Annotated in this window: 13 protein-coding genes and 1 other RNA gene; 4 read left to right on the forward strand and 10 right to left on the reverse strand. The window is 48.3% G+C overall.

The annotated features are described in order from the left end of the window. The first annotated feature begins 75 nt into the window (after nucleotides 1-75). Entirely contained in the window at nucleotides 76-858 is a 783-nt protein-coding gene (locus WBG78_RS16085; protein ID WP_337327474.1) for an enoyl-CoA hydratase/isomerase family protein, read from the forward strand. A 104-nt stretch (nucleotides 859-962) separates the two neighbouring features. Here the strand turns inward: WBG78_RS16085 and WBG78_RS16090 are convergent, their stop codons facing one another. Together WBG78_RS16090 and WBG78_RS16095 are read right to left on the reverse strand one after the other, a co-directional pair. After that, nucleotides 963-1,412: a hypothetical protein gene (locus WBG78_RS16090; RefSeq protein WP_337327475.1), complete on the reverse strand. Its 450-nt coding sequence runs from the start codon at nucleotides 1,410-1,412 to the stop codon at nucleotides 963-965. A 261-nt stretch (nucleotides 1,413-1,673) separates the two neighbouring features. Beyond that, nucleotides 1,674-4,283, reverse strand: a complete 2,610-nt coding sequence (locus WBG78_RS16095) for an ABC transporter permease (RefSeq protein ID WP_337327476.1) — start codon at nucleotides 4,281-4,283, stop codon at nucleotides 1,674-1,676. Nucleotides 4,284-4,550: 267 nt separating this feature from the next. Between WBG78_RS16095 and WBG78_RS16100 the strand changes: the two genes are divergently transcribed. Then, nucleotides 4,551-5,264, forward strand: coding sequence for a hypothetical protein (locus WBG78_RS16100; RefSeq protein WP_337327477.1), 714 nt, complete (start codon nucleotides 4,551-4,553; stop codon nucleotides 5,262-5,264). A 196-nt stretch (nucleotides 5,265-5,460) separates the two neighbouring features. On the opposite strand, the gene WBG78_RS16105 is transcribed toward WBG78_RS16100, so the two are convergent. The 4 genes from WBG78_RS16105 to rnpB form a co-directional block, all read right to left on the reverse strand. Further along, nucleotides 5,461-6,882 carry a hypothetical protein gene (locus WBG78_RS16105; protein WP_337327478.1) on the reverse strand — a complete coding sequence of 474 codons (1,422 nt, stop codon included), beginning with the start codon at nucleotides 6,880-6,882 and terminating at the stop codon, nucleotides 5,461-5,463. A gap of 656 nt (nucleotides 6,883-7,538) precedes the next feature. Next, the gene (locus WBG78_RS16110) at nucleotides 7,539-7,994 is read right to left on the reverse strand and encodes a DUF3291 domain-containing protein (protein WP_337327479.1); all 456 of its coding nucleotides are present in this window, start codon (nucleotides 7,992-7,994) and stop codon (nucleotides 7,539-7,541) included. A gap of 169 nt (nucleotides 7,995-8,163) precedes the next feature. After that, nucleotides 8,164-9,315, reverse strand: a complete 1,152-nt coding sequence (locus WBG78_RS16115) for a sigma-54-dependent transcriptional regulator (RefSeq protein ID WP_337327480.1) — start codon at nucleotides 9,313-9,315, stop codon at nucleotides 8,164-8,166. A 90-nt stretch (nucleotides 9,316-9,405) separates the two neighbouring features. Further along, an RNA gene (gene rnpB / locus WBG78_RS16120) (RNase P RNA component class A) lies at nucleotides 9,406-9,799 on the reverse strand. Between the two features lie 197 nt (nucleotides 9,800-9,996). Between rnpB and WBG78_RS16125 the strand changes: the two genes are divergently transcribed. Then, nucleotides 9,997-10,917 (forward strand): hypothetical protein, encoded by a 921-nt coding sequence (locus tag WBG78_RS16125; RefSeq protein WP_337327481.1) that lies wholly within the window; start codon nucleotides 9,997-9,999, stop codon nucleotides 10,915-10,917. Between the two features lie 125 nt (nucleotides 10,918-11,042). Here the strand turns inward: WBG78_RS16125 and WBG78_RS16130 are convergent, their stop codons facing one another. The 3 genes from WBG78_RS16130 to WBG78_RS16140 all read right to left on the reverse strand — a co-directional run bounded on the left by WBG78_RS16130 (nucleotide 11,043) and on the right by WBG78_RS16140 (nucleotide 17,093). After that, nucleotides 11,043-11,441, reverse strand: coding sequence for a hypothetical protein (locus WBG78_RS16130; protein WP_337327482.1), 399 nt, complete (start codon nucleotides 11,439-11,441; stop codon nucleotides 11,043-11,045). A gap of 167 nt (nucleotides 11,442-11,608) precedes the next feature. Further along, nucleotides 11,609-12,538, reverse strand: coding sequence for a DUF2279 domain-containing protein (locus WBG78_RS16135; RefSeq protein WP_337327483.1), 930 nt, complete (start codon nucleotides 12,536-12,538; stop codon nucleotides 11,609-11,611). Continuing rightward, nucleotides 12,525-17,093 (reverse strand): translocation/assembly module TamB domain-containing protein, encoded by a 4,569-nt coding sequence (locus tag WBG78_RS16140; protein ID WP_337327484.1) that lies wholly within the window; start codon nucleotides 17,091-17,093, stop codon nucleotides 12,525-12,527. Before WBG78_RS16140 ends, WBG78_RS16135 begins: the two co-directional genes overlap by 14 nt. Nucleotides 17,094-17,104: 11 nt before the next feature. Between WBG78_RS16140 and tsaD the strand changes: the two genes are divergently transcribed. Next, nucleotides 17,105-18,109, forward strand: coding sequence for a tRNA (adenosine(37)-N6)-threonylcarbamoyltransferase complex transferase subunit TsaD (gene tsaD, locus WBG78_RS16145; protein WP_337327485.1), 1,005 nt, complete (start codon nucleotides 17,105-17,107; stop codon nucleotides 18,107-18,109). A gap of 266 nt (nucleotides 18,110-18,375) precedes the next feature. Here tsaD and WBG78_RS16150 read toward each other — a convergent pair whose 3' ends face one another. Next, nucleotides 18,376-19,434 carry a hypothetical protein gene (locus tag WBG78_RS16150; RefSeq protein ID WP_337327486.1) on the reverse strand — a complete coding sequence of 353 codons (1,059 nt, stop codon included), beginning with the start codon at nucleotides 19,432-19,434 and terminating at the stop codon, nucleotides 18,376-18,378. Nucleotides 19,435-19,550: the final 116 nt, after the last annotated feature.

Raw genomic sequence — 19,550 nt, forward strand, 5'->3', positions numbered from 1 at the left:
AATAACTATCGCAACCGTTTGTGTTAAACCCATTGTTGTGTTAATTTGATCCGAACACGACAACCAACTCCTCACATGGATTACAAGTATCTCGATTACAAAGCCGACGGAAAAGTCGCCCGCTTAACCCTTAATCGTCCCGAAGTTTATAACGCGCTGAATGACCAGCTTACCTTCGAATTGCAGGATGCGCTGAAACAGATCCAGGCCGACGATAACTGCCGTGTCGTTGTACTGACCGGCGCAGGAAACGCTTTCAGTTCGGGGCAGGATCTCAAGGGAATTTCTCCGGAGCCGGGATTTTCGTTCAAGTCTGCTATTGAGCGTCGATACAATCCAATCATTCGTCTTATGAGGGGTATGCCTAAGCCCATTATTTGCCGGCTCAACGGAGTGGCTGCTGGCGCCGGCTGTTCGCTCGCCCTTGCATGTGATATCATCGTTGCGTCGGATAATGCCGCGATCTCGCAGGCGTTCGTCAACATTGGTCTCGTTCCAGACTCAGGCTCTGCATTCTTCCTTCCAAGGCTCACCGGCCTCGCGCAGGCATTTGAACTGGCAACGACGGGAAGAAAGGTCACTGCCGCAGAAGCACTCACACTCGGACTTGTGAATAAGGTTGTTCCCGCTGACAAGCTTGATGACGCGATTAACGAATACGTACATCACTATTCAAACGCAGCGACAAAGGCTGTCGGGTTGATCAAACAAATGTTGTATCGTTCGGGCACTTCATCACTCGAAGACATGCTCACCTATGAAGCTTACTGCCAGGAGATCGCAGGACAAACTGCCGATCACGCAGAAGGAGTAAAGGCATTCCTGGAAAAGCGCAAGCCGGAATTCAAGGGTAATTAAGAATTAAGAGTGAAGAGTTAAGAATTAGCTTCCACGACCTTTGGTCGTGCCATGCAATCAGCCGCCAGGCTGGTGGCTAATTCTTAACTCTTAATTCTTAATTCTTAATTCCTCGCCGTCGTTTTGTCAACCAACTTCACAGGAGCGATCATCACCGCATTCTCTATCTCATTGGACTTGTAATAGAGCGTAGCACTCTTTCCCATCGAAGCCGCAACGATTTCTTTTACAGCTATTGGCATCGGATCCTTTACTTTTGAACCGACGTTAGCAAAGGTCCATTCCTTAAGCACTCCTTTTTGATCATCTAGCAGACTGAGTTTACGGGACGAACCGGTAATACCACAATGATCGTAGCTCACCGTCATCGTTGCACTTGAGTTTTTGTCCAGTACAATTGGATTGTTGGATCGTTGGCCATAAGCGTGTTCTTTCATCAGCAACTCATTTCCCAGGTAAACCTCAAAAGTGTCCATGCCAGGGCGCACAGCAAAGGACGCCAATACGGAAAGGAAAAGAGGCAGGGCGATCGTAAGAAACAATTTCGTTTTCATAGCAGAAGATTTTGTTTTCCGAGGCACGTTCGTGCCTCATTCCACTTTGAATGTACGGTCTCTGAAAATGCAAGGCTGTCTTCTATGACGCCCGGTCACCAATACTTGACCAAGTGATGACTAGACAGGAGTTGTGCAAAACTATTAACTCTTATGATGCGATGTTTCGATAGGGATTCTTCAAGAACGGAGGGCTCGTCACACCTGGCACAACAACATCCTATGCCGCACTGTCAGTAAGAAACTCAAACCTTCCGCATCCTATTCCGACCGCAGACTCTTTACCGGACTCATCAATGCCGCCTTCACTGCCTGGAAACTCACCGTAAGCAACGTGATGGCTAGTGCACCGAGACCGGTTACTACATATACCCACCACGACACGCCTGTCCTGTAGGTGAACTTTTCCAGCCAGCTATCCATCGCATAGTAGGCAATCGGCATGGCAACGACACATGATATTACAACGAGCACAATGAACTGGCCCGACAACATCGACCACAAATTCAGCACTGAAGCGCCGTTCACTTTCCTGATGCCAATCTCCTTGGTTCGTTGTTCAGCGACATACGCCGCAAGCGCAAACAATCCGAGGCAGCTGATGAGGATCGCCAGAGACGAAAATACTGCAGCAAGTACGCCGACGCGCTCTTCCGTAGCAAATTTCAAAGCATACTCCTGGTCAGCAAACTTGTATTGAATCGGTACTCCGGGCACGACCTTGTTGAATGCCGACTCAATCCCCTTCAGCGCTTCTGCCGTTGTAAGCTCCGGCTTTATTCTAATCGCCATCCAGTTCACATAGCCACTGAGAAAGTATACCGATGGAACCGCCGGGTCATATGGCGACTTCATGATCTGATCCTTAATGACTCCAATCACATAAAAATCTTTTTCACCATTCGTCCACCAGGATTGATACTTTACATGCTTGCCAACGGAAGTCTGAAAGCCCATCAGTTTTGCGGCGGCCTCATTAATGACGAAAGCTGAAGAATCACTGGCCAGGTCAAGGTTAAAGTCTCTTCCCTCTGTAAACTGCCAGCCAACCGTCTCGCCGTACCCTGGAGTCACTGTGAATGTTCCAAACTCCGCCAGAAAACCAGGAGTCATTCCTTCCCATGTAAAACCTCCGTTCGAGTTCCAGATATCTGTCGGAGGACTTGAGCAGAACCCAACATTGTTAACGACGCCGCTGGCGAGCAATTCGTTTCGCAGAGCGTCGTTCTTGCCCTGATACTCCTGCGAGTTCAGCTGCACATTCACGAGTCCGTTTCGTTCATATCCTATCGGTCGGTCTTTAGCGTAGCTTATTTGATTGTAAACGACAATCGTTCCGAGTATGAGGATCACAGAGACTGAAAACTGCGTGATCACCAGTACCTTCCGCGGCAATGACGTTGCGTGACCAAGCTTCATTCCACCCTTTAGCGCTTTCGTTGCACTGAACGACGATAGAAAAATTGCCGGATAGCTTCCTGCCAGAATACCTGTTATCGCGATAAAGCAAAGGCAACCACTCCAGAAGTATACATTCATCCAGGGCATCACGATTTGCTTGAATGAAATGTCATTGAGCCAGGGAATGCTTATCGTTACGAGCACAATTGCCAAAATAAAGGCGGCGCTGGCGATGAGGAATGATTCACTGTAAAACTGCGCGACGAGTTGTGAACGAACGGAACCGATGGCCTTTCGTATACCAATTTCTTTTGCCCTCTTTTCGGCGCGGGCAGTGCTCAGGTTCATGAAGTTGATGCAGGCAAGAATGAGTACAAACACGCCGACAACTCCGAACAACCAAACCATGTCGATGAGACCACTAATGATACCGTTGTGAAAATCGGCCCACAGATGCCACTTCTCCATTGGATGCAGAAACAACTGCGGGTTCACCTTTTTATAGTCAGCACTTTGAATGTTATTGAGAATCGCATCTTTGATATGTGCCGAAACTTCAGTTGGTTGTGAGTGCTCGGACAGTTGTACATAAATCTCCAGGAAATTATTGTCGAAGCCCTGTGACTTGATCCACGGATTTACAGAAACGATAAGGTCCCAGGGCGCGAAGAATTGAACATCATTGAAGCTTGCATTGCGCGGGATGTCTTCATAAACGCCCACAACTTTAGCATCCATTGTATTATCAATCCTCACAAGTTTGTTAATGGCGCTTTCACGTCCGAAGAGCGTCGTTGCTGCAGACTTCGATAATACAATACTGTGGGGATCGCTGAAAGGAGCATACGATCCTTCAATCATGCTGAGAGAAAACATCTCAAGTCCCTGTGGTTCGATGTAAGTTCCCCTGAGCGACCAGCTTTCCTTTTCGGAAGCGATAACATGATCACTCGTGGGCCACGTCATAGCGACATGCTTAAAGTCGGAACCATATTTCGAACGAAGCTCTTCACCAAGAGCAACGGGCAGCCAGGTTGTTGCCATGGTTTCTCCGTTGAGCGTTCCTGTTCGGTGAACCCGCGCAATGCTCTTATAGTTTTTGTAATATGTGTTGAATGTCAGCTCATCATGGATCCAGAGACCGATCAGGATCGCCACTGCCATGCCCAGCGCTAGTCCACCGACGTTGATGAGAGAGAAGCCCCTGTTCTTTTGAAGGTTCCTCCAGGCAATTTTCAAATAGCTCCGATACATGATGGTGTGATTTGTATGTTGTTGTCGTTTGGGTGACCGGATGATTCCGGGACGGAACAATAGTATAACATCTGCTATGAAGCGCCACCGTGCGTGCCGCGCGCCCCGAGCTCTTAAGCTTGCTTTGAAGTCCTCCAGTAAGTCACCTTCAATGTGAGTTACGAGATCGGCACGGCAATACCATCGGAAGAACCTATGTGCCAGCGACGGCGGCATGGCTGGTTTTCGCTCGTTTATTTCTGAACCCCTCGACAAAATCAGAACAGATATACTATTTTCCTATTTGTAGGAATAAGAATTGTGCCAAAGCTCCCATCGCCCGATTTGGACTAAATTAGAAGGGTAGTATATTTTTGCAGTGACCGCCGGCGAGTCGCGCATGTGCGCCAGCGGACATAGCATCAGCGTATAGAAGTCGGGCAGATAGCGTAGGAGACAGGATACGCAGATTGCAACACCGGGCGAAAACCAGATGATATCTATATGCTTGAAAACCTCCCCATTTCAGTATCTGCTGCATTTGCACTGATCACTGTGCTCACTTTGGTATTATTTCGCCGTATACTGTCAACAGCAAACTCCCCGAGCACGCGTCGACTCACAAACATCATTATTGGGGCGATGTTGCTGTGGCTGATCCTTCAGGGAGTGCTCTCCTTTGCCGGAGTATACTCTGATAATTTAGACGCATTGCCACCGCGCATTTTTCTGTTCGGCGTTTTACCGGCCTTGATCCTCATCGTTGCAACCTTTGCATCTTCGGCGGGAAGACAATTCATCGACTCACTTGATCTGTATCAGCTCACTGCATTACACACTATCCGAATATTGGTAGAGCTGGTTCTCTGGTGGTTGTTCATTGAAGCGGCGGTCCCAAAGGTGATGACCTTTGAGGGTAGAAATCTCGATATCATTGCCGGCCTGACGGCACCTCTCGTTGCTTTGTATGGCGTGCGTAAAAATATTCTTACGAAGTTAACCGTGATTGCCTGGAATTTCATCTGCATTGGACTATTATTCAACATCGTGATCATTGCCGTGCTGGCAGTACCATCACCGCTGCAGAAACTGGCGTTCGATCAACCCAACAGAGCGGTGCTCTATTTCCCCTTCAGCTGGTTGCCTGCTTTCGTAGTTCCCGTTGTTTTGTTTTGTCACCTCGCAGCGATCCGGCAATTGTTGAGACGTTCGAATTGAGCGAGCAAATACCGCTCGGTAATGAATACGCCTTAAAGTCCACAAGTATTTCGTTACTGGTTAAGCATCATAACGCCCAGACAAATATTGCCAACAATCAAAAGTAAACCCGCGAAATCTGTGATGCATTTCGCGGGTACGGCAGTTTGTGATGACAAGAACAAATCGAGGTTCGTTTCGTAGCTGACTTTTCGCTCTATTGTTTTACGAACGTCGATTCCCTTCCTCCCTGCCTGAGCACAAATTTGCGTTCATCGAGATGGAATTCAACAACAATATCACCGGGAGTATACCTGAACTTGTCTGTATCAAAGTATTCCAGCGCGATGGATGGCTGACCTGGATTCTTTCCCATTAATGTATTGTTCTCGGCCGTAAATACGATGTCCGGAAACTCTGCCGACTTGTAAGTACCGGTGTACTTGGTAAGATCTTTTGGAGGATCCGGAGGCTTTGGAAAGTCTGTCGATATTGTAAGCCCTTCCATATCTTCGAGCAACGCAATGATACCCCATCCATAGAAATCATTTGCAAGGCCAATGAGTAGTTCGTTGTCGCCTTCCTTCAAGGGTATTTCGAAACGAGAGTTTTCGATAGAAATCCTTCCATCTGGTTTTTTGCGCATGGCGGCAGAACGATAGTCATTCCGGTCGACAAACACTGGCGACTTGTTAATATAAACCCACACATCATCGCTGAAGCCCAGCGACATAGTGACCTTCTTTGCTGTGGGCGCGTGAATCTTTGTCCGCAGCCATGCATAGCGTCTGTTGTTGCTTGCACCGTATTCACGGGTAAGGTTAATCATGCCCCGTCGTTCAGCATTGAATGTTAGCCATTCCGTTGTATTGTTGGGATAGTCAGACTCAATCAATTCTTTTCCCCGCGGAAGTTCGTTCGGTTTGCTTACCTGCCACGTCCTGATGTAGCGGGGGTCATGATGTGTGGGATCAAAACCCGCCCGCGCAGAAAGCCCTTCGGTCTTCCCTGGCTTGATAACAACGTTGGCCACTATACATTTGCCATCGAAGGCAATTCGTCCGTTCTGCTGATTTCCTTCAAGCTGCGGAATCTCCAGCGTTGTCGTGTTGATATCGTTAACATAAACAACCATCTGCGCGCCTGAGACAATCAGCTTGACATGGTTCCAGTCGGATTTATTGATCTTCGCCGGTCCCTGAAACCAATAGTACATGTCCCACAACAGTACACCCTTGTTATAAGGTGCGTACTGAATGGCATCCATGGCCACGGGACTACCCGCTCTTGCTGTGCGCAGATACAGGTACTCGGTTTCATTGTTATCGGCCATGTGAAAGTAAATGCCCGCAAATCCCTCCGATAAGGGCTCGACGTCATATTCAATCGTACCATCGCTGAACGTGTAATCTTTCAGCATGATGCGCTCTTTGCCAATAATCTTCATGGCCGGCACATTCTTGTATTGCACGAACTCGACTCCCGCCGAGGTTCCTTCCCAACGCTCGGCAACCATAGGCACCATGAGGTCGCTTGATGAGGCTGTTTGCTTTTTAGTCTTTTGTGCCAGAGACGGCGCAACGATCACGAACAGACAGGCGACAATACCTGCCATCCGCAAGGACATAATTTTCTTCATAATGAACGCACTTTGTTTGGTTTTCGTGCCACTGGGCAAAAAGCGTTCAAAACAGGCCGTTCACGCCGTTCAAACCTGTGTCAAGTTTATTCACTCGCGTGATTAGAAATGAATGCAATGCAGGTGCATGAAACACGCAGCAATGGGCCTTTAGGTTTTGTATTTAGAATCATCTGGTCATTTCTGGACAGCAGACGAAACCGTAATGGTGTCATGAGTTCCTTAACATAAGCTTGATGGATGTTTCCGTCTAGTCAAATGCGCACAGGATTTTCCGAAAGCGGACACGTTTTCCTATGGTCGACCGGGACTGCAGTCGCCCATGCTTGAAATTACCTTCTTGGGAATTTATGATAACTGTATGTTCAACACGTGCTGTTTCGTGCTGGCCTTCTCCTATAGAAGAACTATAGTAGCACTATAGTTGGCCTATACTTTTAGACGATCGGTAGACGACTTTTCTATACCCTTCCCATACTTTTCCTATATCCGTCCTATACTTTCCTATACTATCGTACAGTTTGTCCGGATTTAACTATACACTTCGCGTTAACCTCCGAAAAACCCTTTTAAACGGCGGAGTACCAAACTTCCCCTCACTTGATTACGGATGACCTCCCTTTCTTAATCAAGTCAACAATCCAACTACAATCATTTCAGGTCGTCGTCACCAGATCTTCCGGCCTGAATCTCTTCTTAAATGTGAACGCATGCGGTGTCTCACCATTTTGTCTGAGAAGGTTGATGCGATCAACAGCGTCCTGTACAGTCGGATACTGACCCGGTTGAACATACCACAATGCCATATGCCGCTCGCGCATGTGTTCGAACCATTCGGACTTTCGTTTCAGCACCTTCGTGTGATCGCTTTTATATACATAATCGAAAAGGGCTTCTACGCTTACCCAAACAGACATGTTGACAATCAGAAAGTCATCGTCAAAGACTTTGATGGACGTGGCGTTGTTGGTATCATCTTTCAGCCTCCATACAAAGCCGGGACTGTTTTCGGCAAGAGCGTTGATCGGATCCAGATTCTCCACAAACTCGCGCATCACGGGGCTATCGATGGGAGCAAGCATCTTTGCAATGTTTACCTGAGCTAACTGCATGTGTTATTATCGATTTGGATAAAACAATCCTATAAATGGTACTCCCTTGAATGGAAAAAATCCATCCAGACTCACCGGCATGATAGGTACCAGAGAATGTGTACGAACCAGTAGTCCAAAGGTTGTGGTCAACAATTATCGGTGAAGGTACAGATCCAACGATCAGGTGTCAGAGGTATTTTTCAACATCCGCGCCGGTAATCGTATCGCCGCTCATAATAACCAGGCGTTCCACTACATTCCTCAGCTCGCGAATGTTACCCGTCCAGTTGTGTGCCTGCAATGCGTTGATAGCCTCCGGTGCAATGTTCTTTTTCTTCGCTCCATAGTCTTCAGCCAGATCATCCAGGAATTTATCTACCAGGAGTGGAATGTCGTCAGACCGATCATTCAGTGCAGGTACCTTGATCACTATGACACTGAGCCTGTGATAGAGGTCTTCGCGGAAGCGATTCTCCTCGATTTCCTTGCGAAGGTCTTTGTTGGTGGCTGCTACTACACGTACGTGAACCGTTATTTCTTTGTCGCCGCCAACGCGGGTAATCTTGTTTTCCTGTAGTGCACGAAGCACCTTTGCCTGCGCCGACAGACTCATATCGCCGATTTCATCAAGGAACAAAGTACCTCCTTCAGCAAGTTCAAACTTGCCAAGCCTTTGCTTGATCGCCGATGTAAACGAACCCTTCTCATGACCGAAAAGCTCGCTTTCAATCAGCTCCGAAGGGATGGCTGCACAGTTCACTTCAACCATCGCCCCGGCTGCACGCTTGCTCTTGTCATGTATCCATCGGGCGACGAGTTCTTTACCGGAGCCGTTGGGACCGGTGATCAGAACCCTGGCATCCGTGTTGGCCACCTTATCGATCATTTCCTTTACTTCAACAATCGTAGCCGATTCACCCACCATCTCATTCTTCCTCGAGATCTTCTTCTTCAGCGTTCTGGTCTCTTTAATGAGCGAAGTCTTATCCAATGCGTTGCGCAGCGTGATTTCGAGTCGTCCGAGGTCAAAAGGCTTCTGCAGAAAATCGAACGCACCCTTCTTTACGGCCTCAACGGCGATATCAATGGTGCCATGCGCCGATATAATGATGAAGTTGGTGCCGATGCCGGCTTCCTTCGCCTTTTGCAGCACTTCCATGCCATCCATCTTGGGCATCTTGATATCGCAGAGACAAAGATCATAGGCTCCGCCTTCGAGCTTTTTAAGGCCCTCCTGACCATCCGCAGCTTCATCCACCTCGTGGTCCTTCTCCTCCAGAATTTCCTTCAGAATGGTGCGGATCTTATTGTCGTCTTCTATGATCAATATTTTGGACATGCGCCTGAGTGTTTTGGTGCCTGGCATCCGGCCAGTACAATCGGGTTAAAAATAGAAAAACCTGTCAGCTTTTGCGCGCTGACAGGTTTTAAAAAGGCATGCCTGTAAGCCGGGTTCTGTTCCCCCCGACGTGTCGGGGAGCCCCTATCATTTATCTGGTCCCGACATCGCTATCGGGATCTAGCAGTCTACCCATCACGCCGAATACTAACGAGCCGCTAGCCACCGAAGTGGACGTGACCTATTTGACCTTTCAGCACGTAAGGTTTACCATGCACCGTTTGTCACCAAACAGCCGGTGAGCTCTTACCTCGCCTTTTCACCTTTTCCACATTCCGACAAGTCGAAACGCGGTAGTCTGTTTTCTGTGGCACTATCTGTCCTCCCGGTTGCCCGAAAGTCCTTCCCGTTAGGAAGTACGTTGCCCTGTGCTGCCCGGACTTTCCTCCCTCCATTGCTGAAGAGCGATAAGGCGGCGTTGCCAAATGCAAAGTTAATTTAAAATTGAGAATTGAAAATTGAGAATTGGGGAGCAGCCGTTTTCAGGGCCAGGCGATCTATGTTATTGTGAGGAGTTGTTTCAGATGTCCTTTTTATGGTTCCGTTTTTCCAATGTTGATTTTGATACTCAGTTTTTGATCTGCATTTTTAGCTCATTCTATTTATTCTGTTTTCACCCACATGAAACAACAACTGATACATCTCATTACCATCTGTGTTTGCCTGTTAGCCTCTATCAGCGCTGAAGCGCAACAAAAACAATACAAGTGGACCGGCGCCTGGATACCGACAAGAGTAAGTGCAGCCGATGGCATCACAGAGCTGGATACAAAAATCGGACGCTTCATCAATCTTCCCGACAAGCAGTCTCATGTGAATCTGATATCAAACATCAATAAGAAATTTCCCGGATCGGCGGCGTGGGCAACCTGGACAGTAGGTGATATCTCGAAAGCCATACCATCCGGCGAAACACTTTCCGATGCTGCGCATGAATCTTATCTCACGGCAATGGACGAAAAGGGAATCACGATCTTCCTGGAGATCTTTCCATTCAGGGGCGATGAGAGCAAAGGTCTAAATGCAACAAACGTTGAGGCCGAGATAGACCGGTGGCTCACAAAGTTTAAGCATCATAAGTGCATTGCAGGAGTGGGAGTGGAGCTGGAGTACTTTGGCAAGGCAACTGATGAACTTACCGCCTTATGGGACAAGAAACTGAAATCTCACAATTCAAAGTACCGCTTGTTCCTCAGACATTACAGCAAGGATTACATGCCTCCGGTTTATCGGGGAAGCGGCGATCTGATCTTTATATGCGACGCTTCCGAAGCAACTATCGATGACCTCAACAAAGGTTTCGCCGCCTGGGCGAATCACTTCGCGCCAACGGCATGTGCTTTCCAGATAGGCTATCCTGCCGATGAAGATGGAATGAATGGAAGTAAAGAACTTGGATGGTGGCGCCTCAAAGATCCTATCAAAGAATGGGGTGACGCAATTCTCCCTTTGATAAAGAATAACCAGCAGCAAATTGGCCTAATCTGGGTGACAGCAAAGTCAGGCAAGTCTTATAATAAGGGCTGGGACCTGACGCGCTAGTTGTACGCGTGTTTTGAGGCTGAGCATTGTTGCCGAATCACAGAAAAATCCCGGCCACACTAACGTGGCCAGGCACGCCTCGTGCCAATTGTCAATTATCAATTGTCAATTGTCAATTATAAATTCTAATGCACGTCCTTCCCAGTCAGCTTCAATTCATAATGGTCCGCCAGTTGCGCAACCTCCTGAATCATTTCCTTGATTTGCTCCTGGGAAACACTCGACGTAAGGCATGATGCTTCCACTTTCAGAAATCCCTCGTCAAGTACAAACTTACTGTAGTCGAACCGGGAATTTTGTTCCATCAAAAGTTTAAGGTCGAGCTTAGTGTGGTACTCACATACTTTGGATGTGAACGTCGCCTGATCGCGACCGGAGACAGCACTGGTTTGTGTCATGGCAAGCACAGTCTGGTAGCGGGTGCCATTGACGGGGACAACTATCACAGACTTGGTGTGATCATAGTCTGTATATTCCCCACCGATCTGTTCAGCCGTTTGCTGAACAAAATTCATAAGGTTCATAAAGGGGTTCTATTTGGCTCAACTAAATTTAATTAAAATAAGCCCCCCTTCACAGGAAGATACGGCATTAATTTCCTAATGAGTAATCGCGGGTACAAGCAAGGTTACCGGTTGTCTTGCAAAAGGCAATGGCTTTCTCTCTCAAATTTGCCGGCACCGGAAGTTGCCTAGAAGTAGAACGCATACGCCCGTACACCCTGCTCTGAGAACTGGATGGCGGGGGCGGGCAGCCTGACAATGCTTACAACTTCAATAAGACCCTTCAGGAACCTGGACCTGGTTTTAATGGCCCTCAGGTCAAAGTCAATTCCAACATAGTACTGCCTGTAGGGAGTGCCAATCCGGGCCTCAATGTTCTGCTCATCACGGGCGTATACCATACCTTCTGCCCCATAGCCTACCGCCAGGTTGAGCCACTTTGGAAACCGCATGAACTTGTCCATGTCAACCGATAACCAATAGGTCTGCCCGTTATAATCCTTGAACATTTCCGAAACGAGATTATCGCCCAGCACATTGGGGCGCATGGGTGCATAGTCGGTCTGATGAAATGAAAACTTCGGATAAATGCGTAACTCTTTCCAAATCAGCGTCTGCCCCAGATAAAGGGCAGCACCGGCGGCATTGGCAGCGAGATCGCCAACGGAGGCACCATACGCAGCTGAATATCCGTCCATAATTTCTATGGGAAGCATCACACCGAAGCCTACAATCGATCCGATCAGCGCGGCCTTCCTGTCCTTCACTCCGGCCCAGCGCAACGCATAGTCGGATGCGTAGCTAAGATAAAACGTCGAATAGAAATGGCCGACCTTGTCAACCTGTTTCCATTCCGCATTGTCATTGAAGAAATGAAACGACTCCTTTGGGTTATGGCTATACCACAGCTCGTTCAATCCATAAAGGGCAACTCCATAAGCAACTGTAGACCCCACGATAAGTCCCTTAAGTCGTCTCTTGTTCACCGTGCGTATAGTGTCACCGGTAGAAACACTGGAGGTGTCGGAAGGTGCTGATGCAGCAGGGGATGAAGTTGATTGTCCCTGTGCGTACCAGGATGAAAGAACCAGTAGCAGTGTGATTCTAATCGCTGCCATCTTCACGCTTGGTGGCTTCCGCGTTAGCTCTCGCCCGTTCCGCTTCGCGTCGCTTTTGCTTGCGTTGTGAGGCAAACATGTCGCGTAGTTCATCGAAGCTTTGGGTGTGTACGATGCTCGCCCCGGTCGTCATGTAAGTTTGCTGGGCAGCCGTAGGGACTGGATTGATGTTGGTGCGGCTGTACATTTTGACTCTCAGCTTGCCATCGGCGGTGAGCTTGTAATCAACCGTCCAGTCACCGGCTATGTTCGATGGTGTGGCCTGCGTCTGATTCACCTGGCTTTGATTGTAATAGGTGCCGTCGCCGGTAACCCGCAAACGCCCGTTAAGGAACGTATAGGAGAACCGAAGCTGGAACGTATTGAATGACTCCTGATCCATCGACGCAACGTCGACATCGAGCTCGAGATTTTCATCCACCTGACTCATCCAGTAGCTCAGCTGGTTCGAAAGCAATTCACTCAAGCTACTCGCAACGGACCCGCTGGTGTTAAACGATTCGGGAGGGGAGAAGCGACGCAATACGATCAGACTGAACACCTGACGTTTCAATTCCTGTTCATCGAGCTTTGCCTTGAAAGCAGTAAACATCAGATCGAGGTTCACTCCGCTCGTTCCGGCCGACTGAGGAAGATCCTTCGCTAAAATATCGAAGTTGATATTCGGCGATAACATCGGCCCGTCAATCATGAGCAGCACCTGAATCGGATACTTTCGTTTTAATTGCTGATTCGCACTCTCGTCAAAAGTGGAACCGTTGCTACCATTCGAATACAACGAATAGAGCGACGCGAGCTGGTTATACGATGCGTCAATGTCCATTATGCCCTCATAGGGATTGCCGGTCCAGTTGATGGTACTGCCAGGTTTGATTTCAAATTCCTTATTGATGATGTCATACAATGTGAAATTGTATCGGCCTTCAGTGAAGACGAAAGGTCCAAACATGTTGAAGTCGCCCTTGGAATCTACCTGGATCTTAAGGTCTCCGTTGCCCCGTCCGCGTATGATGTCGCCTGCCTTCACATCAAAGATGATTTCGCAGTAAGCGTCGGGTGTAACATCAAGATCAAGATCGAACGTAACGCCGGTAAGATTCACACGCTTTGAAATGGCGCTGATCACCTTTTTGGTATGCGTGGTGTCCGTGAAGTTGTTGAAGGTAATAAACTCCTTCTGATCAGTGCTTGACGCTCCGCTTACGGGAATATAGATCTTGGTGTTGGGCTGCGTGGTTGCCGCAGAATAAATCCGCAGGTTAGAGATCGGCCCCCTCATCTCCATCGTACCGGTCGCGTATGCCTGCCCGAAGAATAATGTATTGTCTCTTGTGCTCGTGTTCAATACCTGCAGGTTGGTGAACGATGCGTCCAGCACTATGGACATGCTGTTGAAGTTAACATGGTTCACTGCACCCATAAGCTTGCCCTTGTTCCGGTAGGTATCAGTGATGTCAATATCCTTAAAGTAGATCGAGGTCGGCGTAAGTCCAACCTTGCCTTTGAACTGGTAGAACGTTTTGAGGTAGTTCACCATCAGCTGACCATTGACCACATCTCCCTCGCCCGCGATCTGTGGTGCGTCCAGCTCACCCGTTATCCGGAAGTCACCGGATACGGTGCCACCCATTCTGCTGAAGATGTCTCCGAGGAATGGCTCCAACAAGTTTATATTGGCACCTTCAAGACGGGCCAGAAGATTTAAAGGTGACTGTTTCTCTTTCGGATCGTATTCTCCAATAAGATTCAGGATTCGGGACTTCTCCTGATCGATAGCCAGGTTGATGGCGAACTTGTTTTTAACGGTATCCCATTCATTCTTGCCGGTGATGTCTCCAACTAGAAAGTCATTAACAGTAAATCCGCGGATGTTCACGTCATTTTGAATGGAGAGTCTGTTATAAACATTGCTGATGTCGACTTTTGCATCTATTATTCCTTTGAATTTTTTATTCGTAAGCACGTTGAGCAATGAAAAATCGAGCTCATCAGCCGTGAGCGAAAGCACCTTCGAAGGATCCTCCGAAAGCAATCCATCTAAGCCGACATACTGCTGATCGTTGGCAAGCTTCAGGTTATGGAAGTTAACATCAGTACCACGTATAACGGTACGGTTATCCTCAGTAAACCGCCATTCGCGGCCCAGCAATTTCAACTCCGATGGTTGCATGGCCAGTACTGTGCTGTCGGACATGAAGTCTACGCCACCCTTCAGCCGAATGTAGTTGGGCTGACCATCCTGATCTGCGTCGAGGCTGAAGTCAATATGGTTCTTGTTCCAGATACCTTCAAGAAGAAGATCTTTTGACTTGAATGCAGGCGTCAGGACCTGGCTCTCCGAAGTAACGGAGATTACACCCAGCACATTGGTGCTGTCGGAAATCTTGGAAGCAGATAGGTCGATCTCGTTATGCGCAAAGACAGAACCATTATACCAAAGCGAATCAATGGAACCATACGCTCTGAGAATGCTCGTGTAACCGCTGGTGAATGTACCCTGAAGAACAGTGTTCTTTGTTACGCTCAGGTCCTGATTTAGCAGCCGCGTAAGCGGTGCAATGTTCTTCAGGTTGAGAACGAAGTTTGCCTGGTACGATTTCGGCTTCGTTTGCTTCTGCCGGTAGTAGCTGGAAGTAGCCGCTGCGTTGTTTCGGATATTCAGCTGAAATTCTTTCGACAGCGTTTGAAGATTGTCGAAAAGATCAGACAGATAATACTTGCCTGTAATTTCAGCATCGGCAAGAGACGTCTTCAATGAGAACCTTCGCATCAGGTCATCGCGTTCAGCATCGAGTATAATGCTGTCGAGTTCAAGTGTCTCTCCCTTATAGTCAATCTGAAAGTTGTGAAAGCTTGCCTTACCTTCAAGCGAATCAAGACTCAGTCCGCTGATATCGGCAACGAGGTCGGTATGAATGAATACACTATCTTTTGTCAGCTTGAGATTGTGAAAGAATGCCGTATCCAGCGAAGCTTCCAGTTTGATGATGTTGTGTCCACCACTAAGGTCAATTGAACCGGTTGCTGTGAACTGCAGATTCGGATCATCAATTTGTACAAAGCCGTCGAAGCGTTCCGAGGCAACGCGCGCGTTCGTGAGTATGTTTCGATAGTTGTATCCTTTGAAGCCGATCTCATGAACCTGTCCGTCGAGCCGGAAGTCCGCTGTCTCTGCAGTGATACCTACACCTCTTACGTGCCCCTGCATGGTGACGCGCTGAAATGTGCTGTCTTCGAGATAGGTGCCCAGGTCAAACGCGTCGAGTGAAAGATTTCCGCTGTAAACCGACCTGTCGATGTCCTTCTCGTTAACCTTGAAGTTTATATCGCTCTTGATCCCGCCGAGTGAGCTCATGAAGTTTCCGTTCGCTACGAAGTCAGTAGGATAACCAAGAAACTGTCCGTTCATCGTTAGTTCACCCAATGGCCGCATCCTGCGCATAGTGTTCTGGTTGAACAGAAACGTCAGGTCGCGCGTATCCACAACGGAGTTACGAAGGTTCACTACCATGAATGTTTCGTTGATGTTGGGAAGACCATCCATTTCTATGGATCCGCTCAGGTGTGAATTGCCGATATCGACACGCATCCCGGTGTACCTGAACTTATTGATTTTGCCATTAAAAGTTCCGTTCAGCATAAACGGTTGATCCACCTGATCTGCACCATGGGCAAAGTATTCTAGATCATTGGGATCGATAACCGAATTGGTGAGGTGCGCATGAATGTTCACCTTCTCAACAAAATCGTTCAGGTCGCGCAGTGTCTTATACCGGAAGATGATGGTATCCGAGACGGTCGTCTTCCCGGCAAGCAAATCCAGGCCGACGAATTCCATACCCGTCTGACAGATGCGGAAGAAAGTTGAGATCTGGTGAACTGTAAATTGAGTCGCCAGGTCCTGCGCTATTAGCGTCTTTACATTGAACTCGGTTGTGTCTCCGAGTATGACAAAACTGTTCAGTTGTCCTTCGTCGACACTTAATGAAAAATGTTTGTAATCGAATCCGTTCTTAACACTGTCGAGGTCCTGATCGACATAGGTAAACTGACTTTCATTGACGAACGCCTCACCAATGTTGATGCGGGGAGTCTTTCCACCCCCGCCACCGCTGCCACCATAGCCGTTATTGATGTTGGCAATGAAGACGTTCATGTTCAGATCGCGTGAGGTGTCGGACTCATTAACCTTCGTCAGAAACACGTGAGCACTGTCAAGATAAACCCCGTCGATGTTCACGTTCCTGTTGTCCAGCAGTTCCGTCAGTTTGAAGTTGATCAGGATCTCTTTTGCCCTGATCATCTTGTTATTTTCCGTGTCGTAAACGGTTACGTTGGTAAGCTCCAGGCGGTCAAACCAGAGCATTCGGAAACCCTCAACGGTGGTCCGAAAACCGGTCACCTGGCTGAAATTGCCCAGAAATCTGGTAATGAGGTATTTTTGGACCGGGGGCATCTGGAGGACCAGAAAACAGGAGATGCCGAGAAACAGAATGGCCGTCAAGGTGTAGGCGAGTACTTTGCCTATCCTATTTTTGATAACTTGCGGGTTCATCCTGCTACCACATGCGTTCCATTATCCTTGCCATCGAGTCTTCGTGCGATGAGACCTCAGCCTCGGTAATTGTAAACGGCAAGGTACTTAATAATATTATCGCTACCCAGGCGATGCACCAAAAATACGGTGGGGTGGTGCCTGAGCTCGCCTCTCGTGCGCATCAACAGAACATCGTCGCCGTCATCAAAGAGGCGATGGACGATGCCCATATCCTTCCAACGGACCTGGACGCGATTGCGTTCACCCGCGGACCAGGTTTATTGGGATCTCTTCTCGTAGGAACCTCGTTCGCCAAGGGACTGGCTCTGGCCCTCGACAAGCCCCTGATCGAAGTGAACCACATGCAGGCTCATGTGCTGGCGCACTTCATCGACGACCCGCAACCAGCGTTTCCCTTCCTCTGCCTTACCGTAAGCGGCGGCCATACCCAGATTGTATTGGTCGAAGACCACCTGAAAATGAAGGTCATCGGCGAGACCCAGGACGATGCGGTCGGCGAGGCCTTCGACAAGGCCGCCAAGATCATGGGCCTTCCATACCCCGGCGGTCCGCTGATAGACAAGTACGCCAAACTGGGCAACCCAAAGGCCTTTAAGTTTTCGCAAACCTCTATGCCGGGACTGGACTTTTCGTTCAGCGGCATCAAAACACAATTCATGTACTTCCTTCGGGACGAGGTAGCTAAGAATCCAAACTTCATCGAAGAGAGGTTGAACGATATCTGCGCCTCCATCCAGGAGCATCTGGTAACGATGCTGGTCTCCCGGCTGGAGGAAGCAAGCGAACAAACCGGCATCAAACAGATCGCTATCGCCGGAGGTGTGTCAGCAAACTCCGGACTCCGGAACCGACTTAACGGCATGGCGCCGAAGAAAGGCTGGAACGTTTACATCCCAGCATTTGAATACTGCACCGACAATGCCGCAATGATCGCTATCGCCGCCTACTATAAATTCCGCGCCGGCGATTTCACCGGACTTGATGTTACCCCACTCGTCAGAATGCCAATCTGATTATTTGGTGATTTGTTGATTTGTTGATTTGGTGATTTGGAATTGATCCCGATTGGATTTTGATCCCATGGGGATCATTGATCAATAGCAAAGCGATTGGAATTGATCCCATCGGGATTACAGATCAATAACAAAAAAAGATCACGATAACGCAGGGCGTGCGACGTGCAAATGTTCAATGAAAAACGATCGCTCATCGCACGCAACGCACGCCCTACCTGCATTCTATACGCGCCCTCTGAATCAACGCATTTCCAGCCCCCAACTTAAAAGTCCCTGAAGCGAATGCCCGACAATCGCTCCTTAACCAATCGCAGATCGACAGCACTGTCACCCAACGTACCCTTTAGCTGCTCAGGATTGCCATCGCGGAACAACAACACTCCTGTCCATTTTGGCGAGTTCGGAGGATAGTGCCAGTTGACAGACATTGAATCTCCCTTCATACTAAAGGTTCCGTAGTACCGCTGACGATAATCATTGAAATCGAACACCAGTTCGTTATTGTAATCAAAGTATATCCTTGAAGGCAATATAGATTTTTGCACGTTCAATGAATCTGCGTTTTGATTCATTGCCCCGAATTTTCCATACGGTGCAGGGTGTTTAAATACGCTCACCACCAGCAACAACGGAATTATTAGTAGCGAGATTGAAGTGGCTATCCAATTCCTGTTGCCCTCGGAAACTAAGAAGATGCTTTTCAATAAGCTTATGTTCTTTGAGATGAAGTAGCAGCATGCCAGCAGCAGGAAGATTGCGTGAATCATCACGGCAGGAGGTAGTGAATAGAAGTAATCGATCAGGACGATATTGAAGAGGATTGGAATCAACACAATAGCGCCAAGAAGGTGAGTTCGTTTGGTTGCCATTAGAATGGCTCCCACTATTTGGGCAACTGCAAGGAAAACGGTGTAGGGGTAGGAGTGACCAAAATATGCCCAGGTGAGCGAATCGCTCGTAAGCTTACTGAACGGCTCATCAAGCATAGCAATAGGGACCACGAATTGCATTCCGAAGAATTTTTGAAATCCAAACACCGACAGGTCCAGCGCAACCGCGTAGCAGAGGATGGTGTCGGCGAGCTCCCGGAGTTTTGTGGCCGACCGGGTGTCGGAGGTAACGGATTGTTTGATGCCGGCCGCGATTCCTACCACCAATATAATCACCGCCATACCGGCAGGTATAGGCTCGGGAATCCAACGGTAGAAAAAGCGTTCGGCGATGCGGTGAAAGACTAATCCAACAGTGATCGCTGTAAGAAGAGCAACCGTGAAGTAAAATGCTTTAGATCTGGGTGATAATCGTGCAGTTTCAAATGACATAGATTTTTCGTTTATGCCGAAAACTGCTGAATAGGCTATGGTTTGTCGCCCCGTTGGATCCAGAAGGACAGGTTTTGAATCAATTTTGCGTGTACCCGGGAAGCCCGTCCAATTGA

It is taken from the genome of Chryseolinea sp. T2 (genome assembly GCF_037203685.1).
Classification (GTDB): Bacteria; Bacteroidota; Bacteroidia; order Cytophagales; family Cyclobacteriaceae; genus Chryseolinea.